Origin of the sequence: Caballeronia sp. LZ033 (genome assembly GCF_031451265.1) — a bacterium.
Lineage (GTDB): Bacteria > Pseudomonadota > Gammaproteobacteria > Burkholderiales > Burkholderiaceae > Caballeronia.
On record NZ_JARUXQ010000001.1, the window covers coordinates 231,654 to 256,803 of the forward strand.

Below are 25,150 nucleotides of genomic sequence, written 5' to 3' on the forward strand. Positions count from 1 at the left end.
CAGGATCATGAGCGACCTCTCCATGTACTCGGGCTATCGATCGCTCGAACTGCGCCGCCATCCGCACGGCGTGCTCGAAGTGGTGATGCCCGGCGCGGGCGCGAACAAGAGCGGCCTCTCCACCGCCGACGCCAACATGCATCGCGAACTCGCCGACATCTGGCGCGACATCGATCGCGATCCCGAGACGCGCGTCGCGCTGATCCGCGGCGAAGGCAAGGGCTTCTCGGCCGGCGGCGATCTCGGGCTCGTCGAGGAGATGGCGAACGACTTCGACGTGCGCGCGCGCGTCTGGCGCGAGGCGCGCGATCTCGTGTACAACGTGATCAACTGCGGCAAGCCGATCGTCTCCGCGATGCACGGCCCGGCGGTCGGCGCGGGGCTGGTGGCGGGATTGCTGGCGGATATCTCGATCGCGTCGAAGTCGGCGCGCATCATCGACGGGCATACGCGGCTGGGCGTCGCGGCCGGCGATCACGCGGCGATCGTCTGGCCGCTCCTGTGCGGCATGGCGAAGGCCAAGTACTATCTGCTGCTGTGCGAGCCGGTGAGCGGCGAGGAAGCGGAGCGGATCGGGCTGGTGTCGCTCGCGGTGGACGAGAGCGAACTGATGCCGAGGGCGATCGAAGTGGCGAACCGGCTGGCGCAGGGCTCGCAGACCGCGATCCGCTGGACCAAGTACGCGCTCAACAACTGGCTGCGCTCGGCCGGGCCGACCTTCGATACGTCGCTGGCGCTCGAATTCATGGGCTTCGCCGGTCCCGATGTGCACGAGGGCATGCGCTCGCTGCGCGAGCGGCGCGCGCCGGACTTTCCCGGCGGCGCGCCGTTCTGAGTCTGGGCGTTGAGCGCGAACACACACGCAAAACAAGGAGAGTCAAATGACCGATCATTCTGGCGGAACGCCGCCCTACACGATTCCCGGTTTTCCCGGATTCGGTCAGGCGGACATGATGGGCAAGATGTGGGAACTGATGCGCCTGAATCCGTTCGCCGCCGCGATGCCGGGCGGCGGGCAGGGCGTGGGACCTTCTCTCTCGATGATGTCGGACATGCTCGCGCCGCTCACCAACATCGAGGAACTCGACAAGCGCGTGACCGACATGCGCGCGGTCGAGCAATGGCTGAAGCTCAATCTCAACATGCTGCAGTCGGCGATCCAGGCGCTCGAAGTGCAGCGCGCGACGCTCGCCACCTTGCGTGCGTTCGGCGCGTACGCGCAGACGTCGGTCGAGAGCGCGCAGCAGGCGGCGGAACAGTCGCGCGGCGCGGCTGCCGGCTGGCCGATGGGCGGAGCGTCCGCCGCGAGATCCGAAACGCGAGCGCAGCAAGAGACCGCGCCCCAAGCTCCCGCGGATGAAGAAGAGCCTCGGGACAAGGAACCGGCCGCGCCGCCGCCCGGCTTCGATCCGTCGGGCTGGTGGAATGTGCTGCAATCGCAGTTCAACCAGCTCGCGCATCTGGCAATGCTGCAGCCCGGCATGACGCCGCCGCCGGGTGCGGCGGGCGCGGGCTCGGGCGAGCCGCCCGCTACGGAAGCGGGCACGCAGGCGGCGGACGAGGAGCCGGCGTCGCCGGCCGCAGCGGCGAAGAAGCCGCCGGCGCGGAAAATCCCGCCCAGGAAGAAGCCTGCCTGAGTCCCTGTAGTGGACAATTGATCCGACCAAACGAACGGCGACGCATCTTGCGTCGCCGTTTCTTCTTCCGGTGCTGAAGGCTCTCCAGCGAGACACGCCTTGCGCCGGCTTGCCTGCATTCATCCCGTAGAACACTTTTTGTCCTGCACGCATCCGAACGTCTCCCTGCGTCGTATTGAACACGGCAGCAGGGCGTTTCGACGCAGCCAATCGCGCAAATTCTGTCTATGATGAAAAGTAGACGGTGTTGAACTTTGTCCATGCAGATGGTCGAAAAGGCACGCTATTTCGACCTCATCAGAGTTGCTTCATCCATTTTGTCCATGACAACTTCGCCACAACAAGAATTCGTTTCGAAGCCGCTCCCGGATGGCGCTGGCCTTCCCGAGTCCATGCCACGGTCTGCCGCAGCCGCCGCGGGCGTGGGCATCGGCATTGGCGCGATCGCTCAGGAGATTGGTCTGACCAAGGACACGCTGCGTGTCTGGGAGCGCCGCTACGGTTTTCCGCAGCCCATGCGGTCGCCGGGCGGCGAGCGGCTCTATCCGCAGGAGCAGGTGACCAAGCTGCGGCTCGTCAAGCGTCTGCTCGACGCGGGGCATCGTCCAAGCAAGGTGCTCGGTCAGTCGATCGATACCTTGCAGCACCTCGCCGAAAGCTCAGGCATTGGCCAGGATGCGCCGGACGCCGAACTCGATCATCTGATCTCGCTGCTGCGCGCCAGCAAATACGACGACTTCCGTTTTGGCCTGCTCAAGCGCGCCACCCGCGACGGCCTGGAACGCTTCGTACTGGATGTCGTGGCGCCGTTGTCCGCGCGCGTCGGCAATGCGTGGGCCGCCGGGACCTTGCAGGTGTTCCACGAACATCTGTTCAGCGAATCGATCCAGAGCACGCTGCGCAATCTGATGCGTCCGCTCGCCGAAGCCACGCGCGGGCGCGGCAGCCGTCCGCGCGTGCTGCTCACGACGCTTTCGGGCGAAGGGCATGGCCTCGGCATCCTGATGGCGGAAGCGATGTTCGTGCTTTCCGAATGCGAATGCGTCCAGCTGGGCTTGCAGACGCCGTTGCACGACATCGCGGCCGCGGTCACGGCGCATGACGTGGATATCGTCGCGCTGTCGTTCACGGCGGTGATGCCGGCGCAGTCCGTCGCGAATGGCCTGAACGACCTGCGCAAGCTGTTGCCGCCGCATGTGCGCATCTGGGCCGGCGGCAGCAGTCCCGCGCTGCGCCGCAAGATTCACGACGGCGTGCAGCACGTGACCGGACTCACGCCCATCGACGAAGTGGTCGCCGAATGGCGGAACTCCGCCGTGCTATGATCGTTGACGCTCGTTCAGACGAGCGTCGGCACGCAATGCATGCCGGGCACGGTCGGACTGTCGGGTCCGCGGAGCCAGGCAAGCACGATCGAAGCGATTGCAAGCGTATCCAGTCAGCGTCACGTGAACTGTCACATGGATACGCCATACTGCGTCGCCGGCACGCAGGCGGCGGCAGGCTCGACGCCACTTGACCATACCTCAGGCACAGGTTTCGCTCCTCACCCACGGTAGAACAAGACGTACGACACGCGACATTTGCACGGGGAAGTGCAGTGTTTCAGGCGGGACGCAATGCGTTGCCGCAGCGCAGATCACGGCGCTTCGTTGTCGCTTTTTGTCTTTGGCCGACGGAATCCCGCGTAAAATTGAAAGCTTCGTCGTTCGCGGGCATGGATTCCGGCCTGCGAGAATCGACAGTCATTACAGATATAACGTCGCATAAGTGGCATCAGGGGTGGACAATGAACACCATGCTTTATCCGGAACTGTACAAATCGCTGGAATCCGTCCGTTGGGACATGGAGAAGGACATTCCATGGGACAGGTTCGATGCGTCCCTGCTGACCGACGAGCAGGCCAAGACCATCAAGATGAACGCGATCACCGAATGGTCCGCGCTTCCCGCAACCGAGATGTTCCTGCGCGACAACCACAACGACAGCGACTTCTCCGCGTTCATGAGTGTGTGGTTCTTCGAAGAACAGAAGCATTCGCTGGTGCTGATGGAATATCTGCGCCGCTTCAAGCCCGAGTTCGTCCCGAGCGAGGAAGAACTGCACGCGGTGCGCTTCGAGTTCGACCCGGCGCCGCCGCTCGAGACGCTGATGCTTCACTTCTGCGGCGAGATCCGCCTCAACCATTGGTATCGCCGGGCGGCCGAATGGCATACCGAGCCGGTCATCAAGCATATCTACGAAACCATCTCGCGCGATGAAGCGCGTCATGGCGGCGCTTATCTGCGCTACATGAAGAAGGCGCTCACGAACGCGGGCGACACGGCGCGCGCCGCGTTTGCGAAGATCGGCGTCCTGATGGCGTCGGCGCGTCGCACTGAAAAGCCGCTGCATCCCACGAACCTGCACGTCAATCAGGCGCTGTTTCCGCGCGATACCGTGCAGTCCCGTCTGCCTGACCCGGAATGGCTCGAACGCTGGCTGGACGACCAGATCCGCTTCGACGACAGCTGGGAGCGCAAGGTGGTCGAACGCATCCTGCACAACCTGTCCATTCTGTTCGAGCGTTCGTTCGCTACGGCGCAGGAACTGAATCGCTATCGCAAGGAAGTGGTGCAGCGTCTGCAGGCCGGGACGGCCGGCGGATCGGCTGAACAGCCTGCCTGATTCGTCAGAGACTCCGCATCGCGCAGTCATAGGGGAGCGGCCCGCCGGCACATGTCGGCGGGCCGTTTGCTTTGGGTGTCGCGCACCGTCGCACACTCTCGCGCACTCCGGCGCCACGTCATCCTTGGCAAAGCCGCCGTGGCACAATGCGCGCTTTCAGAAACCCGCAGCGAGCCCGTCATGTCCGCCATCTTCGAACGCAAGATCATCACGCGCGAGGCGCTCGCCGCGCTGCGCCCAGGCTTGACCGGTCCGGTCGTCTTCACCAACGGCGTGTTCGACATCCTGCATCGCGGCCACGTGACCTATCTCGCCGATGCCAAGGCGCTGGGCGCGACGCTCATCGTCGGGGTGAACAGCGATGCGTCGGTGCGCACGCTCGGCAAGGGCGACGATCGCCCGATCAATCACGAAGACGACCGCATGGCCTTGCTGGCCGCGCTGGAAAGCGTGGACTGGGTCGTGAAGTTCGGTGAATCGACGCCGCTCGAATTGATCGGTGTCCTGCATCCTGACGTGCTCGTGAAAGGCGGCGACTACGACATGGACAAGCTCGCCGAAGCGGCGCTCGTGCGCGGCTGGGGCGGCAAGGCGCTGGCCATCGCGTTCGAGCACGACCGCTCGACCACCGCGCTGCTCAGGAAGGTCCGCGCGCAGTCCTGACGCGCCCCGTCTTACTGTCCGAGCGGCGTGGATTGCACATTGGCGGCCGGCGCCGGACCGCCGACGCGCGGCTGGTCGAACGCTTCTTCCGGGTGGATCGGGCGCGTGTTCAGCGCCTCGGGATGCACCTGCTGCAACAGGTGATGCGGCTCGCGCGCGCCCGCGGCGGGCAGCGGCCCCACCATGCCGCGCATCACCGCGAACATCAGCAGGTTGGCGAGTATCAGTAGGGCGATCAGCCAGCGCAGCATTCGTGGGCTCCGTCCGTCGAATCAGCGAATCAGGATGAATGGCGTGCAGCGGCGTCCCGCGCGATGAGCGTCAGACCCGACAGCACAAGTGAATCGTGGCGCGTATAAGGCGCCTCGAGCGCGTCCGCGATTTCGTGCGCCGCGCCGCCGCCGAGCACGAGCCGCACTTCGGCGCGCCAGTCTGCTTTCAGATCGCGCCAGGCACGTTCGATCAGGCTCGCCTGCGCCAGCCGGCAGCCTGCCGAGAGCGCGGCGGCCGTGTCCGTGGCGAACTGGCTGCGGGTCCGTTCCAGCGCGGCCCGCGCGGCGGCGGCATCCAGTGTGGGCAGTTGCGCCGTGTGGCTGCCGAGCGATTCCATCATCAGCGACCACCCCGGCGCGATCAGCCCGCCGGTGAACACGCCGTCGGCGCGCAAGGCTTCGAGCGTCGTCGCGGTGCCGAAGGTCGCGATCAGCAGATGTTCGCCGGGATAGGCGGCGCGGGCGGCGATCAGGCCGCACCAGCGGTCGCTGCCGAGCCGCGAGGGTTCGGTGTAGCCGTTGCGCACGCCGCATTGCTCGGCCTGCGCCTTGACGATAGTGCGCGGAACGGTAGGCCAGCGCGCGTCGATCAGGCGCTGGATACGGTTCTGCACCGGCAAGCCGGCGACGTTGGAGATCCAGACAGCCGACGGCGCGGCGAGCGCGGACCAGGCGTCGAGCGCGGCGTCATCGGCGGCGGTGGAATGGTGCGCGTGCTCGAATGCGCCGTTCGCGAGCGGGGCTCCGTCTGCACTGACGAGCGACCACTTGATGCGGCTGTTGCCGGCATCGATCAGCAAGTACGGCGCAGTGTTCACGGACGCTCCCTCGCGAGCCGCAGCGTGAGTTCGCCGGTCGTGACGGTGCGCGGACCTTCGGGCGCGTCGATCAGCAACTGGCCGCTTTCGTCAACGCCCGATGCAATGCCGCGCGTCACTTCCAGACCCTGGTCGAGCAGCGCGACTTCGCGGCCGGCCCAGGCGTGCGCGTCGAGCCAGCGTTGCCGGAACGGCCGGAACCCTTCGGCCTCGAAACGCGGCAGAGCGGTGTCGAGCGCGTTGAGCAGGGCCGCGAGCGTCTCGGTCAGATTGGCGTCGGGCCATGCGCGCGCGAGGGCGGCCGGCGCGGCGCCGGGCGTGGACGACGAGGCCGCCGCGGACGACCGGTTCGCGTCCTCGACCTGGGTGGCGAGTTGTTCGGCGCCGTGCAGGTTCGTGCCGATGCCGATCACGACGGCCGTGGCGCCGGGCGTGTTCCACGCCGTTTCGATGAGAATGCCGGCGAGCTTGCCGTCATCGAGCAGGACGTCGTTGGGCCACTTCAGCGCGGGGCGCGCGGACGGCGTGAGCGGCAGGCGCGAGAGCGCGTCGAGCACGGCGGTGCCGATGGCGAGACTCAGCCCGGAGAGACCTTCGACCGGCCGCTTCAGCACGCAGCCGACCGACATCAGCAGCGCGTTGCCCGGCTCGGCGAGCCACGCGCGGCCGCGCCGCCCGCGTCCGGCGGTCTGCGAATAGGCGACGCGCACGCAGGGCGCCGGTGTGCTGTTGCGGGGCAAGGCGCGCAGTTGCGCCATCAGGTCGGCGTTCGTCGAGCCGGTTTCGTCGACGATATCGATGGTCCAGTCGCGGGCGGGACGCTCGGCGAGCGTCGCCAGCCGTGTGAGGTCGATGCGCCAGGGCGCGTCGGGGGCGAAGGGAGTCGGGTTCATGGTGGCTATTGTAGCCGCGCGCCACGCGCCGCCACGGCCGGAACGCTAATACGAAAGCGATGCGCAATGTCTTGCCGCAGGCCGCCGCGTACTTGCGGAGCGTGGCGATGGATGGCGAATGTGTTTCGCTGACCAGCAGGCTTCCGAGGTCCGCGACTGCCCACCCGGTCATGCCCATACGTTCCCCAATCTGCGCTTGATCGAGACCGGCTTCCCGGCGAGCTTGCAGGAGAGCGTCGCGCATTTCATGCCCAGCGTTCGGGATTTGATTCGCGAAGGCAGTCAATTTTCGTTCTCGCGGGGATAACGGATTCGGGCATGCAAGACGTTCAGCACGGTGACGCGGTCGCTGACTCGATTAATCACGAGGTAATTCGGGTGGACGACCATTTCACGTGTGTTGGGAACGCGTCCAGAGCGATAAATGTAAGGATTCTCGGCCAAGGTGATGACGGCTTCCCTGATCAATTCAACCAGGCTTTCAGCCGCCCCCGGGTCACGCTCTTCGATGGATTCGTAGATTTCCTTGAGCCGCCTGCGTGCGCGCGGCCTCCAGTCAACGAGCATGCCGAGCCTTGCGCTTCGCAACGATCAATGCGTCCATTTCCGCGAACACCTCGTCGTGCGGAATGGACGGTGCGGCCTCCGCAAGTGAAGCCTCATTCTCCTCGCGGAACCATTTTTGATAGCGTTCGGCGTCCTCGAAGGACTCGAATTCAGAAATACGCGGATCCAGTTTTCCGTCCATGTCATGCACCCCCGAATTGGTGAAGTCATCATAGCGCGACGCCTTGAGCGCATGGCAAGCCGAATTTTCCCAGTTTCACGCGTCATGCGATGGGTGCCTGCAAACCCCCATCCCGCGTCCCCAAACCAACCTTCGCTACAATGTCCCTTCACCCTTAACCGCGTTTTACCGCGCCATCGATCCTTGGACTTCGACACGCCGCCGCGCCTGAGAGTGGAAGCCGGTCAGCAGGGCAAGGTGGTCCGGCTCTCGGGTCAGTGGACCGCGCTCGCGCTCGCGCGCGACCGGGCCAAGAGCGGCGTCACGCGGCGGCTGCGGGCCATCGGGCGGGAGGCGATCGGCGAATGGGACTTGCTGGCCATCGAGCGTCTCGATCACGTCGGCGGCCAGGCGCTCTGGCGCATCTGGGGCCGCAAGATGCCCGCCGCCGTCGAACTCTCCGACACCCAGCGGGAGATCTTCGAGCGCGTCGCGCTGCTCGACGCCGAGCGCGAGGAGCCTGAACCCGTCGATCGCATCGATCCCGTCACGCGGCTCGGCCAGCTGATCTTCACGTTCTTCGACCACCTGCACGGCGGCCTCGCGATGTTCGGCGCCTTCGTGCTGGACCTGTTCGGTCTCGTGCGCCGTCCGCGCCGTATCCCGTGGACGGAAATCTCCGCCAACATCTACAGCGCCGGCGCCCAGGCGCTGCCGATCACCGCGCTCGTCGCGTTCCTGATCGGCATCGTGCTGAGCTATCTGTCCGCGCAGCAGCTGCGCGCGTTCGGCGCGAACCAGTACATCGTCAATATCCTCGGCCTCTCGGTGATCCGCGAACTCGGGCCGGTGCTCTCGGCCATTCTGGTCGCCGGCCGTTCGGGCTCCGCGATCACCGCGCAGATCGGCGTGATGCGCGTCACCGAGGAACTCGACGCCATGCAGGTCATGGGCATCCCGCACGGCCTGCGGCTCGTGCTGCCGCGCGTGATCGCGCTGGGCGTCGCGATGCCGCTGCTCGTCATGTGGACCAACATCGTCGCCCTGCTGGGCGGCGCGCTCGCCGCGAAGCTCGTGCTGTCCATCGACATGAATTTCTTCATCCGCTCGCTGCCCTCCGTCGTGCCGATCGCCAATCTGTGGATCGGGCTCGGCAAGGGCGTCGTGTTCGGCATGCTGATTGCGCTGACCGCCTGCCATTTCGGTTTCCGCATCAAGGCGAATTCGCAGAGTCTTGGCGAAGGCACGACCACGTCGGTGGTAACGTCGATTACCGTGGTAATCCTCGCCGACGCCGTGTTCGCCATCCTGTTCCAGAACGTGGGGCTGTAGACGCACATGTCCACGACGCTCGCCACCGCCGTCCGCCATCAGCCGCCGCCCGTCATCGCGGAGCCGGTGATCGAAGTGCGCGACCTGACCAAGCGCTACGGCCGCACGGTCATCCACGAGCATCTGGACCTCGATGTGCGGCGCGGCGAGATCGTCGCGCTGCTGGGCGGCTCGGGTTCGGGCAAGACTACGCTCGTGCGGCAGATGCTCGGGCTCGAAGCGCCGACGTCGGGCACCATCCGCGTGCTCGGCGAAGAGTGGACGCGCATGGACGAGGACACCGCCAAGATGCTGCGCTCGCGCTCCGGCATGATGTTCCAGCAGGGCGCGCTGTTCTCGTCGCTGACGGTGTACGACAACATCGCGCAGCCGTTCCGCGAACTCGGCAAGATTCCCGAGGACCTGATCCGCGAATTCGTGATGCTCAAGCTGGAGATGGTCGGGCTGTCGTGCAAGCACGCCACCAAGATGCCTTCGGCGCTGTCGGGCGGCATGGTCAAGCGCGTCGGCATCGCGCGCGCGATCGCGCTCGAGCCGGAACTGCTGTTTCTCGACGAACCCACGGCCGGCCTGGATCCGAAGGCCTCGGACGAGTTCGTCGATCTGATCGCCACGCTGCATCGCGCGCTCGGCCTGACCGTCGTGCTGGTCACGCACGATCTCGATACGATGGTGGCGCTGTCCACCCGCGTCGCCGTGCTGGCGGACAAGCATGTGCTCGTCGCGGCGCCGGTGGAGGAAGCCTGCGCGGTGGATCATCCGTTCATCCGCGAGTATTTTCTCGGCCGGCGCGGCCGCCGCGCGCTGCAGGCGCTGCCGCCGGAGCGCCGCGCGAAGCTGCCCGCGGCGGCGCTCGAGGACGCGCCGATCACCGTCAACAAGTAGCCGCATCACGCATGGACGAAGCCGGCGCCGCCGCGAAGTCAAAGGAACCTGCCGATGGAAAACAAATCACATGCGTTCTGGACCGGGCTGTTCACGATCGCCCTCGTGCTGGCCATCGCGTTCGCCGTGTTCTTCTTCAACGTGGATCGTACGGTGCGCGTGCCATACGACCTGATCGCGCGCACCAACGTGACCGGCCTCTACACGGATGCCGCCGTGCGCTATCGCGGGCTCGGCGTGGGCAAGGTGCAGTCGATCAGCTTTGACAAGGCCCATCCGGGGCAGATCCGCATCCGCATCCTCGTCGACCAGAACGCGCCGATGACGCACTCGACCTTCGCCACGCTCGGCTTCCAGGGCGTGACGGGCATCGCCTTCGTGCAGCTGGATGACACCGGCAAGGACACGAGCCCGCTGGCTTCGTCGGCGCAGCACATCGCCGAAGTGCCGATGCATCCCGGCCTGTTCGAGCAGTTGCAGCAACGCGGGGACGTCATTCTGAAGCGCTTCGAGCGCCTCTCCGAAGACGCCGACAAGTTCCTGTCCGATGACGTCCGCAACCAGTTGATGGCGACCACGAAGAGCCTGCAGGGCGCGGCGGACGGCATCGCGACGCTCGCGAGCCAGGTGCAGCCGGCGACGGCGCAACTGCCGCAGACGCTCAAGCAGCTCGACACCACACTGGCCTCGACCAATCAGCTGGTGCAGAACCTGAATCGCCCGGACGGTCCGCTCGTCACCAATCTGAACAAGGCGGGCAAGGCCGCCGCGGACGCGAGCGCCTCGCTCGCCGACATGAACGAATCGCTGCGCTTCGTGACGGCGCGAGTGGGCTTCGAGGCCTTACCGCGCTTCTATTCCTTCAGCGACGACGTGAGCGCCGCCGCGCGTTCGGTGGACCGCGCCGCCGATGCCTTCAGCACCAATCCGCGCAGCGTGCTGTTCGGCGCGCCGAAGCAGGCGCCGGGACCGGGCGAGGCGGGTTTCACGTGGCCCGCGCAGCCCGCGCATTGAGTGAGAGAACGACATGCCAGACATCGACACGAAGACCGCCTGGGTGACTCGGCTGTGCATCGGCGTGTGCGCCTGCGTCGCGCTGCTGGGGGGCTGCGCCTCGACGCCGGACGCGCTGCCGGATGCCCGCTACGACCTGGGCGCGCTGCGGATCGGGAATGCGTCGGCGGGGGCGTTGCCGCTGCCGCCGGTCAAGGTGCTGGCCGTGGCCGCGCCGCGCAATCTCGAAACGGACGCGTTCGCCTATCGCCTGAGCTACGTCGACCCGCAGCGCGTCGCCACCTATTCCGACAGTCACTGGACGATGCCGCCGGCGCGCCTGCTGACGCAGCGCCTGCGCGACGCGCTCGCTGCGCGCGGTCAGATCCTGTCGGGCGCCGATCCGGTGCGCGCCGTGCCGCTGCTCGAAGTCGAGCTGACCCGCTTCGAACAGGACTTCGATGCGCCGGAGCAGAGCCATGGCGTCGTCGACGTGCGCGCGACGCTCACGCAGCAGGGCCGCGTGGTGGGCCAGCGCAGCTTCAGCGCCAGCGTGCCCGCGCGCAGCGCGAATGCGGCGGGCGGCGCGCAGGCGCTTGCTGCAGCCTCGGACGATGTGATCGCGCAGGTCTCCGCGTGGCTTGCCGCCCAACCGCTCGCCGCCGCGCGATGACGCGCGGCGGTCCGCTCTTCCGCCCAGCACGGAGGCATCCGGGCGGCTCATGACGATCAAGCAATGGCAGCGCCGCCCGTCGGCGTTTTCCCGGCAGGCGCTCGCCGCGTATGCGGCGCTCGTCGTGTATGGCTCGCTGTATCCGTTTTCCGGCTGGCGCTCGCTGGGCCTGAGCCCGTTCGCCTATCTCACCGATCCGCTGCCGCAATACCTGACGGTCTTCGACGTCGTCACCAACGTGCTCGGCTACATGCCGCTCGGCGCGCTGATCGTGCTCGCGCTGTATCCGCGCTGGCGCGGCACGCTCGCGGTGGGCGCGGCGCTGGCGGGCGGCACGCTGTTGTCGGGCGCGATGGAGGCCATCCAGACCTATCTGCCGACGCGCGTCGCCTCGAACCTCGATCTCGCGGCCAACGCGTTCGGCGCGCTGCTCGGCGGCGTGCTGGCCGCGCCCGCGACGAGCGCGCTGCTCGACCGCGGCCTGCTGCGGCGCATCCGCTTCACCTGGTTCGAGCGCGACGCGGCCTATGTGATCGGGCTGACGGCGCTGTGGCCGTTCGCGGCGATGTTTCCGGCGCCCTATCTGTTCGGCGGCGGCGATCTGCCGCGCGTGCTGTGGGACACGCTCGATCCGGCGATGCAGGACGCGATCCTTGCGTGGACGCCCGTCGCCTGGGACGTGGAAAGCTGGCCGGACCGGCTCGGCGCGCTGCTGCCCGACGACGCCTGGGAGGCGCTGATCACGTCGAGCAGCCTGTTCGGCGCGCTCGTGCTGGCGACGCTGCTGACGCGCACCCGTGCGCCGCGCATGCGCCTGATGCTGGGCCTCGTCGCGCTGACGCTGTTCGCGAAGGCGGGCGCGACGTTCCTGCAGTCGCGCGCCGGCCTCACCTTCGACTGGGCCACGGACGGCGCGCTGGAAGGCGTCGCCATCGCGATGCTGACGGCGCTGCTCTCGGTGTCGCTGCCGCGCGGCCTGCGCGCAGCGCTCGCGGGGGCGGCGCTGCTGATGTCGCTCGCGCTCGTCAACCTGCTGCCGGTGAATCCGTACTTCGATATCGTCCTCGCCGACTGGCGGCAGGGCCGCTATGTGCATTTCAACGGGCTGGTGCACTGGCTGTCGTGGGTGTGGCCTTACGCGGCGCTCGGCTGGCTCGCTTCGGCGGCGGAGCACGCGTGGCTGGCGCGGCGGCGTGCGCAGCGCGGGCGCTGAGCTTGGGTGGAACCGCCCGGAGCGGGCACGAACATCGCTGGCTATAATCGGCCGATACTCTCAGCGTGCCAGACTCATGGATTCCTTCTACAAGTATCACGTGTTCTTCTGCCTGAACCAGCGCGAAGAAGGCGCCGCGCGGCCAAGCTGCGCCAACTGCAACGCGCAGTCCATGCAGGAATATGCCAAGAAGCGCGTCAAGAAACTGGGCCTCGCGGGCGAAGGCCAGGTGCGCATCAACAAGGCGGGCTGCCTCGACCGCTGCGAACTGGGTCCGGTCGTAGTCGTGTATCCGGAAGGCACCTGGTACACGTATGTCGATGAAACCGATATCGACGAAATCGTGGACTCGCATCTGGCCAACGGCAAGATCGTCGAACGCCTGCTGATCGATCAACCGGCATGAACGCGCAGACCGAGAAGTTCCTGATCGACGGGCCGATCGGCAAGATCGAATGCGCGCTCGACCAGCCGGACACGGCGCCGCGCGGCATCGCGCTCGTTGCGCATCCGCATCCGCTGTTCGGCGGCACCATGGACAACAAGGTCGCGCAGACGCTCGCGCGCACCTTCGTGCAACTCGGCTACACCACCTTCCGTTCCAACTTTCGCGGCGTCGGGCAGACGGGCGGCGAGCATGACAACGGCATCGGCGAACAGGACGACCTGCTCGCGCTGATCGACCACATGCGCGCGCAGCCCGGCCAGTCCGACGTGCCGATCGTCCTCGCGGGCTTTTCCTTCGGCACCTTCGTGCTGTCGCATGTGGCGAAGCGCCTGCTCGAAGCGGGCAAGCCGATTGAACGCATGGTGTTCGTCGGCACGGCGGCGAGCCGCTGGGAAGTCGCGCCGGTGCCGGAGAGCACGCTCGTGATCCACGGCGAAGTGGACGACACGGTGCCCATCCAGTCGGTCTATGACTGGGCGCGGCCGCAGGAACTGCCGGTGGTCGTGATCCCCGGCGGCGAGCACTTCTTCCATCGCAAGCTGCATATTCTCAAGCGCGTGATCGTCGACGCCTGGCGCTGATCGTCCTTCCCTGCGATGCACTCGCGAGCGCTGCCGCGCAGCGCTCGAAACACTCGAAAAGCGCTGAAGCCGCCTCGGAAAAACGTTAAAACACGCGGCCAGCACGCAGATTCGAAGGAAGACGCAAGCAGCCCGCGCGTATAATGGCGCAGAATTTTTTCGCTGCTCCCGGCCGCACGACGCCTTCCGGCGCGCGTCGCGGCCTTCGGGAACACCGGCTTCCGAGAACCGATTTCGCTTCCGTCTGTCGAACGAGCGCTTTTTGCCGCAGCGCCGCTGCCATGGCCGCTGTCATGGCCGCCGTTATGGCGAAAGGCCCGACCAACAGCGACGGTCTGCCTGTTCAACCCGTGCTTCGCCGATCATCCGATCCCCGATCGCCATCGTCGCAGCCTGCTTTTTCCGCCGATCGATCCTATGCGCTTTGTCCCTTCCGGTCTGTCTCTTCCGTCTGTCTCCGTTTCCACGAAAGCCGCTCTCGTCCTGCCCGCCATGCTGGCCGCGGCGAGCGCGTACGCGCAGGTCCCGCCGCCCGATGTGACGGCGAACTCGTGGGTGCTCGTCGACGCCACCAGCAACCAGGTGCTCGCGTCCGGCAATCCCGACGAACGTGTCGAACCCGCTTCGCTCACGAAGCTGATGACCGCCTACCTCGTCTTCGACGCGCTCAAGGCGAAGAAGATCAACATGGACCAGACCGTCATGCCGAGCGAGGCCGTGCGCCGCGTGAAGACCGACGAGTCGCGCATGTTCATCGAGGCGAACAAGCCGGTCACCGTGCACGATCTCGTGTACGGCATGATCGTGCAGTCGGGCAATGATGCGGCCATCGCGCTGGCGGAACTGGTCGGCGGCAGCGAGAGCAACTTCGTGCAGCTGATGAACGCCACGGCGAAGCGCATCGGCATGACGCACACCAACTATGCCGACGTGAACGGCATGCCGGACGCGCAGCACTACACGACGGCCGGCGACCTCGCGCTGCTGTCTGCACGCCTGATCCGCGACTTCCCCGAGTACTACAGCATCTTCTCGGTGAAGGACTTCACGTACAACAAGATCAAGCAGCCGAACCGCAACCGCCTGCTGTGGCTCGATCCGACCGTCGATGGCCTGAAGACCGGCCACACGAAGGCCGCCGGGTACTGCCTGATCGCTTCGGCGAAGCGTCCGCTGGCGGGCGTGCCCGATGCGAGCCGCCGTCTGGTGTCGGTGATGATGGGCGAGCCGAAAGAGCACAACCGGGTGCAGGACAGCCTGAAGATGCTCAACTACGGCTACACCGCGTACGACGCGCTGCGCCTGTACAAGGCGGATCAGGTGATCGCGTCGCCGCGCGTCTACAAGGGCGCGGCCAACAACGTGCAGGCCGGCGTGACGACGGATCAGTACATCACCGTGCCCAAGGGTCTCGGCGACAAGGTCAAGCCGACCGTCACGCAGGATCAGCTGATCGTCGCGCCGATCAAGAAGGGCCAGCAGATCGGCTCGGTGAAGATGATGGCCGACGGCAAGGAAGTCGCGCAGTTCCCGCTGGTCGCGCTGCAGGACGTGCCGGAAGCCGGCATGGTCGGCCGTCTGTGGGATTCGGCGCTGCTGTGGTGGCAAAAGCGCAAGTAAAGCCGGAACGAACGAGGAGCGGTATCGATGAGCCAGTCTGACGATTTCGATCCCACGGTGTATCTGAACGGCGCATGGGGTCCGCTTTCCGAAGCGCGCATTCCCGTGCTCGACCGGGGCTTCATCTTCGGCGACGGCGTCTATGAAGTCGTGCCGCTCTATGCACAGGCCGCAGGTCCGCGCTTGCCGTTCAGGCTGAAGCAGCATCTCGCGCGGCTCGAGCGCAGCCTCGGGAAAATCCGTATCGGCAATCCGTTCGACGGAGCGGGCTGGCGCGCGCTGATCGACCGCGTGGTTGCCGAGAATCCGGGCGAGGGCGATGCGCTCGTCTATATTCAGGTGACGCGCGGCGTTGCCAAGCGGCGCGGCCATGCGTTCCCGGCGGGCATCACGCCGACCGTGTTCGTCATGCTCGGCAAGCTCGTGTTCCCGAGCCTGGCCGAACGCGCGCAAGGCGCCGTGGCCGTGACCGCCGAGGACAAGCGCTGGCTGCATTGCGACATCAAGTCGACCTCGCTGCTCGGCAACGTGCTGATGGCGCAGCACGCGGCCGAACACGATGCGCTGGAGACCATCCAGCTGCGCGACGGGCTGCTGACCGAAGGCTCGTCGTCGAACGTGTGGATCGTGAAGCAGGGTGGGCTGCTGGGCGCGCCGCGCGGACCGCGCATTCTGGAAGGCATTCGCTACAGCCTGATCGAGACGCTGGCGCAGGACGCCGGGATTGCCTTCGAGGAACGCGACATCAGCGAAGCCGAACTGCGTTCCGCCGATGAAATCATGATCAGCTCCGCGACCAAGGAAGTGATGCCGGTCACGACGCTGGACGGCGCGCGCGTCGGCGACGGCCGTCCCGGTCCGGTCTATGCTGCGCTGTATGAGGCCTACCAGCGGGCCAAGACGCGCGAATTCGCCGACGAGGCGCCGCGCGCGAAGTGAAGGAGAACATCATGTCCGATACGAAACCAGACTCGAAGCCCCAAGCCACCGATCCCACCGACTCCGCCGCGCACAGCGCCGACGAGCTGTTCGACTTCCCGTGCGACTTTCCGATCAAGGTGATGGGCAAGTCGCATCCCGAGTTCCAGGACACGATCGTCGACGTGCTGAAGCAGTTCGACCAGGACTTCGACGCCTCGCGCGTCGAGACCCGGCCGTCGTCGGGCGGCAATTACACGGGCCTCACCTGCACGGTGAAGGCGCAGAATCGCGCCCATCTCGACGACATCTATCGCGCGCTGACCGGCCATCCGATGGTCAAGATAGTGCTTTGAGCTTGCCGGCGGGGGCGTCGCAGACGGCGGGCGTGCGCTCGTAAAGCTGCCTGAACTGCTCGGCCTCGTCGAACACCCAGTTCCTGAATGCCTGCACCCGCGCCGTTCCGAGCAGCGCGGGCGGGCACACGAAGAAATACTTCCACGGGCTCGGTCCGTCCACGTTGAACAGGCGCACGAGCCGTCCCGCGAGAATCTCCTGCATCGACAGCGAACGGCGCACGAGTGCGATGCCCTGACCGTCGATCGCCGCCTGCAGCAAATTCGACGAATCCTCATACAACACGCCGCGCTTCGGCTCCGCCAGGTCGGTGAGCCCGGCCGCGTCGAACCATGGGCGCCACAGTTCTTCATCCGAGCGCAGCAGCGGCAGGCTGGCCAGATCGGCCGGCACGCGCGGCAGGTCGCCGCCGCGGAAATTCGGCGAGCACGCCGGAAAGAACACTTCGTCCAGCAGTTCCTCCGTATGGATGCCGGCGTACTTGCCGTAGCCGAAGCGGATCGCGACGTCCACGTCGTCGCGGTTGAAGTCGGTGAGCGCGTTCGTCGACAGCAGTTCGAGGTCGATCTCCGGATGCTTCTCGATGAAGCGGCCCACGCGCGGCGTCAGCCAGCGCGCCGCGAACGACGACAGCATCGACACGATCAGCCGCCGGTCGCGGTCGCCCGAGCGGATGCGGCGGGTGGATTCCGCGAGCGCGAGCAGCGCCGCGCGCACTTCGGCGGCGTACTGCCGGCCGCGATCTGTGAGCCGCACGCGCTTGCCGTCGCGGGCAAACAGCGGCACGCCGAGCTCGGCCTCCAGCGCGCGAATCTGATGACTGACGGCGCCGTGCGTGACGAAGAGTTCGTCGGCGGCGCGGGAAAAACTCTCGTGACGCGCGGCGGTCTCGAAGGCGCGCAGGGCGTTCAACGCAGGAAGCTGTCGCAGGTCCATATGCAGGGTCGCCGGGTCCGTTGTCAAATTGGCTCACATAGCGGTGAAAATTGATCGTTTTGCCTGATGCCTTGCCACGCCTAGGATTGTAGTCATCGAAACGTTCCTTTGGCGGAGTCGGTCATGCGAGAAATTTCAACAAGCGTCACCTTCGAAATCAAGCCCGGCGAAACCGTGCCGATGCGCATTGCCCGCGGCACACGTCTCGCGGTGCAGGGCAACGCGGTCTGGGCGACGCGCAGCAACGACATCGACGACTACTGGCTCGAACCCGGCGACAGCCTGAAGTTGCGCGAACGCGAGCGGCTCTGGCTGTCGGTGGAGGGCGAACAGCCGGCTTACGTCGTCTTCACGATCGTGCCGCGCTGCGACGAACGCGCGATCCAGTGGCTGTCGGCAGGCATCGAACGGCTCGCGCAGCGTTTCCGGTCCGGCTGGCGCACCGTCTGAAGCGTGCTGCAATTATTCGGATTTGTCATCGCAGGCATGCGAATTCACCATCGGCGGGCATGATCCACTTTCGGTAAACTACCGGGATCATGTCCGCCACACCGCTCGCCCTCCCACAAGACACAGCCGACACGTCCGACACCGCCCTCGAAGCCGGTGAATGGCCGGTCACGCTGCGCTGGCTGGGGCTCGAATCCTACGATCACAGCTTCGACGCGATGCGCGCGTTCACCGACGCCCGCACGCCCGACACGCCCGACGAAATCTGGCTCGTCGAACATCCGCCGGTGTTCACGCTCGGCCTGGCGGGCAATCCCGCGCACTTGCTGTTTGCCGACAGCGGTATTCCGCTCGTCAAGGTGGATCGCGGCGGACAGATCACGTATCACGGACCGGGGCAGGTGGTGGCCTATCTGCTGATCGATCTGCGCCGGCGCAAGCTGATGGTGCGCGAGCTGGTGCGGCGCATCGAGGAAGCCGTGATCGAAACGCTCGCGACGTATAATCTCGCGACCGACCGCAAGGCCGGCGCGCCCGGCATCTATGTGGCGCAGCCCTCCGGACGTCCGGAGGCGCAGGGCGCGGTCGGTCGTCTGCGCGAACAGCACGCACTGCATGAGGGCGCGAAGATCGCGGCGCTCGGACTCAAGATTCGCAACGGCTGCAGCTACCACGGCGTGAGCCTGAATGTGAACATGGACCTGCAGCCCTTTCTCGCGATCAACCCGTGCGGCTACGCGGGGCTCGAAACGGTCGACATGGCGACGCTCGGCGTCGCGGCCGACTGGCGCGACGTAGCCTTTACGCTGGCCGAACGGCTGGCGCATCAAATCGGCGGCCTCCCCGCATTTGCCGCTGCAACCACCGGATCGACCGAATGACTGACGCAACCGCAAACCTGGCCGGCGACACCGCCGCTGCTTCGGCCTCTCCCGCGCCCTACGACGCCACCGCGAAGCAGAAAGCGCAGGCCAAGACCTCGCGCATTCCGATCAAGGTCATCCCGATCGAGAAGCTCAAGAAGCCGGAATGGATCCGCGTGCGCACGGCGACCGGCAGTTCGCGCTTCAACGAGATCAAGCAGATCCTGCGCGAGCACAACCTGCACACGGTGTGCGAGGAAGCGAGCTGCCCGAACATCGGCGAATGCTTCGGCAAGGGCACCGCGACCTTCATGATCATGGGCGACAAGTGCACGCGCCGCTGCCCGTTCTGCGACGTCGGTCACGGCCGCCCGGATCCGCTCGATGCCGACGAACCGGCGAACCTCGCCCGCACCATCGGTGCGCTGAAGCTGAAGTACGTGGTGATCACGTCGGTGGATCGCGACGACCTGCGCGATGGCGGCGCGGCGCACTTCGTCGAATGCATCCGGCAGGTGCGGGAGCAATCGCCGGAAACGCGCATCGAGATTCTCACGCCGGACTTCCGCGGCCGTCTGGATCGCGCGATCAACATCCTGACCGCCGCGCCGCCTGACGTGATGAACCACAACCTCGAAACCGTGCCGCGCCTGTACAAGGAAGCGCGTCCGGGTTCGGACTATCACCATTCGCTCAAGCTGCTGAAGGACTTCAAGGCGCTGCATCCGGAAGTGGCGACGAAGTCGGGCCTGATGGTCGGACTCGGCGAGACGGAAGAGGAAATCCTCCAGGTGATGCGCGACCTGCGCGCGCACGACGTAGACATGCTGACGATCGGCCAGTATCTGCAACCGTCGGAGCATCACTTGCCGGTGCGTGCATACGTCCATCCGGATACGTTCAAGATGTACGAGGAAGAGGCCTACAAGATGGGCTTCACGCATGCGGCGGTCGGCGCGATGGTGCGATCGAGTTATCACGCGGATCTTCAGGCGCATGGAGCGGGGGTGGTTTAAGCCTGTTTATGCGCTTCGTGAAAAACCCACGGTTTCCCGTGGGTTTTTTGTTTGGGCGGAGAAAGCCCGGCACGCAACGCATTTGACCGTTGAATCCTGTCCGGATCGCCGGACGCCTTGATTCCGGATTTCCGGAATCCCGGATTCCGCACTTGCCGCAGCGAAAAATAAGCTATAAAAATCAGCGGCTTATAGAGGAATCAATCCTGGCATCACCCTTGCAATCAGAAAGGCACGGCCCATGAGCCGCCCATAAAAGTCAAGGAGACAAGCCGATGACCCCTCTCGCATCCCAACGTCCCTGAATTCGTCGACGAAGCGGCTAAACGCCCTTGCGGCGCGATTCACCGGACGCATCCCTCGAAGCTTCACCGCGCACGGACGAATCCTCCCGCACGTCACGCTCGCCGCTGGCTGACTTCCCGCCAACTGCTGGTTATTGCCTGGAAACATCGTGAAAAAACCTCTCCATAAAATCCTGTACGTGCAGGTGATCGTGGCCATCATCATCGGCATCGCGCTCGGGCACTTCTATCCCGCGCTCGCCACCGACATGAAGCCGCTCGGCGACGCCTTCATCAAGCTCATCAAGATGGTGATCGGTCCGATCATCTTCTGTACCGTCGTCACCGGCATCGCCGGCATGGAAGACATGAAGAAGGTGGGGCGCGTCGGCGGCAAGGCGCTGCTGTACTTCGAAATCGTCTCGACCTTCGCGCTGATCCTCGGCCTCGCCGCGACGCACTTGCTGCGTCCGGGCGTCGGCTTCAACGTCGATCCGGCCACGCTCGACCACAAGGCCGTCGATTCCTTCGCGACCAAGGCGCACGGCCAGAGCACCGTCGACTTCTTCATGCACATCATCCCGGACACGCTGGTCTCGGCGTTCTCGCAAGGTGAAATCCTGCAGATCCTGCTGATCGCGCTGCTGTTCGGCGCGGTGCTCACGCACGTCGGCGAGCGCGGCAAGGTGGTGACGAACTTCATCGAAGGCCTGTCGAGCATCCTGTTCGGCATGGTCGGCATCATCACGAAGCTCGCGCCGATCGGTGCGTTCGGCGCGATGGCGTTCACCATCGGCAAGTACGGCATCGGTTCGCTGCTGCCGATGCTCAAGCTCATCGGCACCTTCTATCTCACCTCCATCGTGTTCGTGGTCTTCGTGCTCGGCGCCATCGCCCGCATGGTCGGCTTCAACATCCTGAAGTTCGTTGCGTACATCAAGGAAGAGATGCTGATCGTGCTCGGCACGTCGTCGTCGGAAGCCGCGCTGCCGCAACTGATGCTCAAGCTCGAAAAGCTCGGCTGCTCGCGCTCGGTGGTGGGTCTCGTGGTGCCGACCGGCTACTCGTTCAACCTCGACGGCACCAACATCTACATGACGATGGCCGTGCTGTTCATCGCGCAGGCGACCAACACGGATCTCTCGTGGGGCCAGCAACTGACGCTGCTCGCGGTCACGATGCTGACCTCGAAGGGCGCGAGCGGCGTGACCGGCGCGGGCTTCATCACGCTGGCGGCGACGCTGGCCGTCGTGCCGACCATTCCGCTCGCGGGCATGGTGCTGATTCTCGGCATCGACCGTTTCATGTCGGAGTGCCGCGCGCTGACGAACATCGTCGGCAACGGCGTGGCGACGGTGGTCGTGTCGGCATGGGAAAAGGAACTCGACCGCAGCAAGCTGAAAGCGGCCTTGTCCCGTGACGTCGACGTGACCGACGTCGAAGAAGCGAAGTCGGTCTAAGCCGGCCCGGGCACTTCAGGCCTCCTTCCTCCGGACGACGTCATCATGCAAGCGGCGAAGCCTCACTCCACGAGCGCTTCGCCGCCGTCGTCTGCGGGTCCGGATCTCGCGGGCGCGTATGCCACAATGGTTGATCCTCTTTCGCGGGACTCAGCCCACGTGACGCGCCGCATCCTCGTGTTCTTCGTGCTTTTCGCGGCGCTCATGGCGTGCTGCGCGCTCACGTGGCACGTGGCCTGGCAACGCGGCACCGACGAATTGCGGCTGAATGCGGCCGCGCGCGTCGATCGCACCACCAATACCCTCAAGAGCACGCTCGACCGCTACGAATATCTGCCGTACCTGCTGTCGCGGCATCCGGTCGTGCAGGACGTGCTCGATCATCCCGACGCGGCGCGCGTCGAACGTGCCGACCGCTACCTCGAAGACCTCAACGCGCGCGCGCACGCCACCGTCACCTATCTGATCCGCGCCAACGGCATCTGCGTGGCCGCCAGCAACTGGAACGGGGCCGACAGCTTCGTCGGCGTGGACTACAACTTCCGGCCGTATTTCATCGACGCGATGAAGGGCGGCGTCGGCCGCTTCTTCGGCATCGGCACCATCTCGACCGAACCCGGCTACTACATCTCGCAGCCGGTGTATCGCGAAGGCACGAAGGAGGTCATCGGCGTCGTGGTCGTGAAGCTCAATCTGGAGTGGCTGCAAGGCGCGGATGCGTCGGAACCGCTCATCGTCACCGACGATCACGGCGTCATCTTTCTTTCGTCGGTGCCGGGCTGGAAGTACCACACGGTGCGGCCGCTGCCGCAGAACGTCGAGGCCTCGGTGTACGCGACGCGCCAGTACGCGCAGCAGGCCATCACGCCGCTGCCGCTCAGCATCGTGAAGACGCTCGAAGGCGGCGCGCAGATCGTGCGCGTGGGCGGCGGCCGCAATGCGCCGGCGTTCCTCGCGACCCATCGTTCGATCGGCGAGCCCGACTGGCAGCTCATCACGATGGCCGCGCTCGATCCCGTAGAAAGCGCCGCGCAGAACGCCGTGATCGTCACCGCGCTCGTATTTGTCTCGCTGTGCCTGCTCGCGTTCTACTGGCGCATGCGGCGCGCGCGCGTGCGCGAGATGATCCGCAGCCGCGGACTGCTGCAGACCGCGTATGCCGAACTGAACCAGCGCGTCGCGGAACGCACGGCGGACCTCTCGCAGGCCAACGCGCAGCTGACCAAGGAAGTGGCCGAACGCACCCGCGCGGAACAGGACCTGCGCGCCGCCCACGACGAGCTCATCCAGGCGAGCAAGCTCGCCGCGCTCGGTCAGATGGCGGCGGGCATCACGCATGAACTGAATCAGCCGCTCGCCGCGTTGCGCAGCTTTTCCGACAACACCCGCGTGCTGATCGAGCGGGGCGAGCAGGTGGCGGCGCGCGAGAATCTCGAAGCGATCGCCGCGCTGACGGAGCGCATGGGCAACATCACGAACCAGCTCAAGCTGTTCGTCACCAAGGCGCGGCCGAAGAACGCGCGCGCCGACGTGGCGCGCGCGCTGCGCAACGTGTTCTCGATGTTGCGTCCGCGCATGAAGCACGTCACGGTCGACATCGCGCCGGAGCTCGACGGCGACAGCCCGCCGCTGTTCGTGCGCTGCGAGGATCTGCGGCTGGAGCAGGTGCTGATCAATCTGGTCGGCAATGCGCTGGACGCGGTGGCGTCGTGCGACCGGCCGCGCATCGTCATCGAACTCGATGCGCGCGCCGGGTCGATCGAACTCACGGTGCGCGACAATGGTCCCGGCATTCCCGCCGACGCCCTGCCGCGCCTCTTCGAGCCGTTCTTCACGACCAAGGAAATGGGCCAGGGGCTGGGCCTCGGCCTGGCGATTTCATCGGCGATCGCGCGCGATTACGGCGGCACGCTGGCCGCGCGCAATCGCGAGGCGCCGATCGTCGCGGACGGTCCCGAGGGCGGCACGCAGGCCGATGCCGATCATTCGCATGGCGCGGAGTTCGTACTGACGCTGCGGCGCGCGTGAACGTGCCGCGCAACCTCTAGCTGGAGCAAGACATGACCACCGGTTTGCAGGTGATCTTCATCGAAGACGACGAACTCGTGCGGCGCGCCAGCGTGCAGAGTCTGCAACTCGCGGGCTTCGACGTGACCGGGCACGGCAGCGTCGAGGCTGCGGAGCGCCTGATCGTCGCGAACTTTCCGGGCGTGATCGTCAGCGACATCCGCCTGCCGGGCGCGAGCGGTCTTGACCTGCTCGCGCAATGCCGCGAACGCGCGCCGGAAGTGCCCGTGATCCTCGTCACCGGTCACGGCGACATATCGATGGCCGTGCAGGCGATGCGCGACGGCGCCTATGACTTCATCGAGAAGCCGTTTGCCTCCGAGCGCCTGATCGAAGCGGTGCGCCGCGCGCTGGAGCGGCGGTCGCTGGTGCTCGAAAACCAGGCGCTGCGGCGCGAGCTGGCGGGACAGAGCCGCATCATCGGGCGCAGTCCGGCGATCGGGCAGGTGCGCCAGCTGATCGCGAACATCGCGCCGACGGACGCGTCCGTGCTCATCAACGGCGATACCGGCGCGGGCAAGGAGCTGATCGCGCGGAGCCTGCACGAGATGTCGCCGCGTCGCGACAAACCCTTCATCGCGGTGAATTGCGGCGCGTTGCCGGAGCAGATGTTCGAATCGGAGATGTTCGGCTATGAAGCCGGCGCTTTCACGGGCGCGCAGAAGCGGCGTATCGGCAAGCTGGAAGCCGCCTCGGGCGGCACGCTGTTTCTCGACGAAATCGAAAGCATGCCGCTCTCGCTGCAAGTGAAGCTGCTGCGCGTGCTGCAGGACGGCGTGCTGGAGCGGCTCGGCTCGAACCAGCCGGTGCGGGCGAACCTGCGCGTCATCGCGGCGGCGAAGGGCGACATGAACGAACTCGTCACCGACGGCACGTTCCGGCGCGACTTGCTGTACCGCCTGAACGTCGTGACCATCACGCTGCCCCCGCTCAACGAACGGCGCGAAGACATCGTGCCGCTGTTCGAGCATTTCCTGCTCGATGCCGCTGTGCGCTACGAGCGGCCCGCGCCGCTCATCACGGATCGGCAGCGCGCGGAACTGATGCAGCGCGACTGGCCCGGCAACGTGCGCGAACTGCGCAACGCGGCGGACCGCATGGTGCTGGGCATTCTCGACGACGGCGGCGCGGCCGCGCTGGAACCGTCGACACAATCGCTGAAGGAGCGCACCGAGCTGTTCGAGCGCGCGGTGATCACGGAAGCGCTGGAGCACTGCGGCGGCGTGGTCGCGGTGGCGGCGGACCGGCTGCAACTCGGCAAGGCGACGCTCTACGAAAAGATCAAGCGGTATGGGATCGTGGTGAAGGGAGAGGCGGCGGAGCGCTGAAAAGAAAAACGCCCGCTGGACTTAAGCGGGCGTCGCATGCCAGGCGGT

Annotated in this window: 27 protein-coding genes and 1 pseudogene; 21 read left to right on the forward strand and 7 right to left on the reverse strand. The window is 66.0% G+C overall.

The window, feature by feature from the left end; all coding sequences use genetic code 11:
* Positions 1–7: 7 nt before the first annotated feature.
* The 5 genes from QCE62_RS01130 to rfaE2 all read left to right on the forward strand — a co-directional run bounded on the left by QCE62_RS01130 (position 8) and on the right by rfaE2 (position 4,968).
* On the forward strand, positions 8–835 hold the full coding sequence (locus QCE62_RS01130; protein WP_309913365.1) for an enoyl-CoA hydratase/isomerase family protein: 828 nt from the start codon (positions 8–10) through the stop codon (positions 833–835).
* A gap of 46 nt (positions 836–881) precedes the next feature.
* Positions 882–1,637, forward strand: a complete 756-nt coding sequence (locus tag QCE62_RS01135) for a PhaM family polyhydroxyalkanoate granule multifunctional regulatory protein (protein WP_309913368.1) — start codon at positions 882–884, stop codon at positions 1,635–1,637.
* Between the two features lie 392 nt (positions 1,638–2,029).
* Positions 2,030–2,962 carry a MerR family transcriptional regulator gene (locus QCE62_RS01140; RefSeq protein WP_309913370.1) on the forward strand — a complete coding sequence of 311 codons (933 nt, stop codon included), beginning with the start codon at positions 2,030–2,032 and terminating at the stop codon, positions 2,960–2,962.
* A gap of 464 nt (positions 2,963–3,426) precedes the next feature.
* Positions 3,427–4,305, forward strand: coding sequence for a ferritin-like domain-containing protein (locus QCE62_RS01145; protein ID WP_309913372.1), 879 nt, complete (start codon positions 3,427–3,429; stop codon positions 4,303–4,305).
* Between the two features lie 180 nt (positions 4,306–4,485).
* A complete protein-coding gene (rfaE2, locus tag QCE62_RS01150) occupies positions 4,486–4,968 on the forward strand; it encodes a D-glycero-beta-D-manno-heptose 1-phosphate adenylyltransferase (RefSeq protein ID WP_309913375.1) in 483 nt (160 codons plus the stop codon).
* An 11-nt stretch (positions 4,969–4,979) separates the two neighbouring features.
* On the opposite strand, the gene QCE62_RS01155 is transcribed toward rfaE2, so the two are convergent.
* The 6 genes and pseudogenes from QCE62_RS01155 to QCE62_RS01175 form a co-directional block, all read right to left on the reverse strand.
* Positions 4,980–5,219 carry a hypothetical protein gene (locus QCE62_RS01155; protein ID WP_309807047.1) on the reverse strand — a complete coding sequence of 80 codons (240 nt, stop codon included), beginning with the start codon at positions 5,217–5,219 and terminating at the stop codon, positions 4,980–4,982.
* A 29-nt stretch (positions 5,220–5,248) separates the two neighbouring features.
* Positions 5,249–6,058 carry a type III pantothenate kinase gene (locus QCE62_RS01160; protein ID WP_309913377.1) on the reverse strand — a complete coding sequence of 270 codons (810 nt, stop codon included), beginning with the start codon at positions 6,056–6,058 and terminating at the stop codon, positions 5,249–5,251.
* Positions 6,055–6,951, reverse strand: a complete 897-nt coding sequence (locus QCE62_RS01165; protein WP_309913380.1) for a biotin--[acetyl-CoA-carboxylase] ligase — start codon at positions 6,949–6,951, stop codon at positions 6,055–6,057. Before QCE62_RS01165 ends, QCE62_RS01160 begins: the two co-directional genes overlap by 4 nt.
* 52 nt (positions 6,952–7,003) lie before the next feature.
* Positions 7,004–7,237: pseudogene (locus tag QCE62_RS35240) on the reverse strand (helix-turn-helix domain-containing protein); the annotation flags it as partial.
* A complete protein-coding gene (locus QCE62_RS01170) occupies positions 7,234–7,518 on the reverse strand; it encodes a type II toxin-antitoxin system RelE/ParE family toxin (RefSeq protein ID WP_309913383.1) in 285 nt (94 codons plus the stop codon). The gene QCE62_RS01170 and the pseudogene QCE62_RS35240, both read right to left, overlap by 4 nt.
* Positions 7,508–7,699: an antitoxin gene (locus QCE62_RS01175; protein ID WP_309913385.1), complete on the reverse strand. Its 192-nt coding sequence runs from the start codon at positions 7,697–7,699 to the stop codon at positions 7,508–7,510. Before QCE62_RS01175 ends, QCE62_RS01170 begins: the two co-directional genes overlap by 11 nt.
* A gap of 183 nt (positions 7,700–7,882) precedes the next feature.
* Between QCE62_RS01175 and QCE62_RS01180 the strand changes: the two genes are divergently transcribed.
* The 10 genes from QCE62_RS01180 to QCE62_RS01225 all read left to right on the forward strand — a co-directional run bounded on the left by QCE62_RS01180 (position 7,883) and on the right by QCE62_RS01225 (position 16,697).
* Positions 7,883–9,010, forward strand: coding sequence for an ABC transporter permease (locus QCE62_RS01180; protein ID WP_309913387.1), 1,128 nt, complete (start codon positions 7,883–7,885; stop codon positions 9,008–9,010).
* A gap of 6 nt (positions 9,011–9,016) precedes the next feature.
* The gene (locus QCE62_RS01185) at positions 9,017–9,895 is read left to right on the forward strand and encodes an ATP-binding cassette domain-containing protein (protein WP_309913390.1); all 879 of its coding nucleotides are present in this window, start codon (positions 9,017–9,019) and stop codon (positions 9,893–9,895) included.
* Positions 9,896–9,949: 54 nt separating this feature from the next.
* Positions 9,950–10,909 (forward strand): MlaD family protein, encoded by a 960-nt coding sequence (locus tag QCE62_RS01190; protein WP_309913393.1) that lies wholly within the window; start codon positions 9,950–9,952, stop codon positions 10,907–10,909.
* A gap of 13 nt (positions 10,910–10,922) precedes the next feature.
* Positions 10,923–11,561 (forward strand): ABC-type transport auxiliary lipoprotein family protein, encoded by a 639-nt coding sequence (locus QCE62_RS01195; protein WP_309913396.1) that lies wholly within the window; start codon positions 10,923–10,925, stop codon positions 11,559–11,561.
* Between the two features lie 49 nt (positions 11,562–11,610).
* Positions 11,611–12,774 carry a VanZ family protein gene (locus QCE62_RS01200; protein ID WP_309913399.1) on the forward strand — a complete coding sequence of 388 codons (1,164 nt, stop codon included), beginning with the start codon at positions 11,611–11,613 and terminating at the stop codon, positions 12,772–12,774.
* A 76-nt stretch (positions 12,775–12,850) separates the two neighbouring features.
* Entirely contained in the window at positions 12,851–13,180 is a 330-nt protein-coding gene (locus QCE62_RS01205; RefSeq protein WP_309913401.1) for a (2Fe-2S) ferredoxin domain-containing protein, read from the forward strand.
* The gene (locus QCE62_RS01210) at positions 13,177–13,803 is read left to right on the forward strand and encodes an alpha/beta hydrolase (RefSeq protein WP_309913404.1); all 627 of its coding nucleotides are present in this window, start codon (positions 13,177–13,179) and stop codon (positions 13,801–13,803) included. Before QCE62_RS01205 ends, QCE62_RS01210 begins: the two co-directional genes overlap by 4 nt.
* Before the next feature lie 417 nt (positions 13,804–14,220).
* A complete protein-coding gene (locus QCE62_RS01215; RefSeq protein ID WP_309913408.1) occupies positions 14,221–15,423 on the forward strand; it encodes a D-alanyl-D-alanine carboxypeptidase family protein in 1,203 nt (400 codons plus the stop codon).
* 27 nt (positions 15,424–15,450) lie between these two features.
* Positions 15,451–16,362 (forward strand): D-amino acid aminotransferase, encoded by a 912-nt coding sequence (locus tag QCE62_RS01220; protein WP_309913411.1) that lies wholly within the window; start codon positions 15,451–15,453, stop codon positions 16,360–16,362.
* 11 nt (positions 16,363–16,373) lie between these two features.
* Positions 16,374–16,697 carry a DUF493 family protein gene (locus QCE62_RS01225; RefSeq protein ID WP_309913414.1) on the forward strand — a complete coding sequence of 108 codons (324 nt, stop codon included), beginning with the start codon at positions 16,374–16,376 and terminating at the stop codon, positions 16,695–16,697.
* On the opposite strand, the gene QCE62_RS01230 is transcribed toward QCE62_RS01225, so the two are convergent.
* Positions 16,681–17,634, reverse strand: coding sequence for a transcriptional regulator GcvA (locus QCE62_RS01230; protein WP_309913416.1), 954 nt, complete (start codon positions 17,632–17,634; stop codon positions 16,681–16,683). The genes QCE62_RS01225 and QCE62_RS01230 overlap by 17 nt on opposite strands.
* A gap of 123 nt (positions 17,635–17,757) precedes the next feature.
* Between QCE62_RS01230 and QCE62_RS01235 the strand changes: the two genes are divergently transcribed.
* From QCE62_RS01235 to QCE62_RS01260, 6 genes are all read left to right on the forward strand, one after another.
* The gene (locus QCE62_RS01235) at positions 17,758–18,084 is read left to right on the forward strand and encodes a DUF2917 domain-containing protein (protein ID WP_309913419.1); all 327 of its coding nucleotides are present in this window, start codon (positions 17,758–17,760) and stop codon (positions 18,082–18,084) included.
* 89 nt (positions 18,085–18,173) lie between these two features.
* On the forward strand, positions 18,174–18,965 hold the full coding sequence (gene lipB, locus QCE62_RS01240; protein ID WP_309913422.1) for a lipoyl(octanoyl) transferase LipB: 792 nt from the start codon (positions 18,174–18,176) through the stop codon (positions 18,963–18,965).
* Positions 18,962–19,963 (forward strand): lipoyl synthase, encoded by a 1,002-nt coding sequence (gene lipA / locus QCE62_RS01245; protein WP_309913425.1) that lies wholly within the window; start codon positions 18,962–18,964, stop codon positions 19,961–19,963. The genes lipB and lipA overlap by 4 nt, the downstream gene beginning before the upstream one ends.
* A gap of 454 nt (positions 19,964–20,417) precedes the next feature.
* The gene (locus QCE62_RS01250) at positions 20,418–21,707 is read left to right on the forward strand and encodes a dicarboxylate/amino acid:cation symporter (RefSeq protein WP_309807068.1); all 1,290 of its coding nucleotides are present in this window, start codon (positions 20,418–20,420) and stop codon (positions 21,705–21,707) included.
* Between the two features lie 45 nt (positions 21,708–21,752).
* Entirely contained in the window at positions 21,753–23,735 is a 1,983-nt protein-coding gene (locus QCE62_RS01255; RefSeq protein ID WP_404987111.1) for an ATP-binding protein, read from the forward strand.
* Between the two features lie 32 nt (positions 23,736–23,767).
* Complete coding sequence (locus QCE62_RS01260) at positions 23,768–25,102, forward strand: sigma-54 dependent transcriptional regulator (RefSeq protein ID WP_309913432.1); 1,335 nt, start codon at positions 23,768–23,770, stop codon at positions 25,100–25,102.
* The last annotated feature ends 48 nt before the right edge of the window (positions 25,103–25,150 follow it).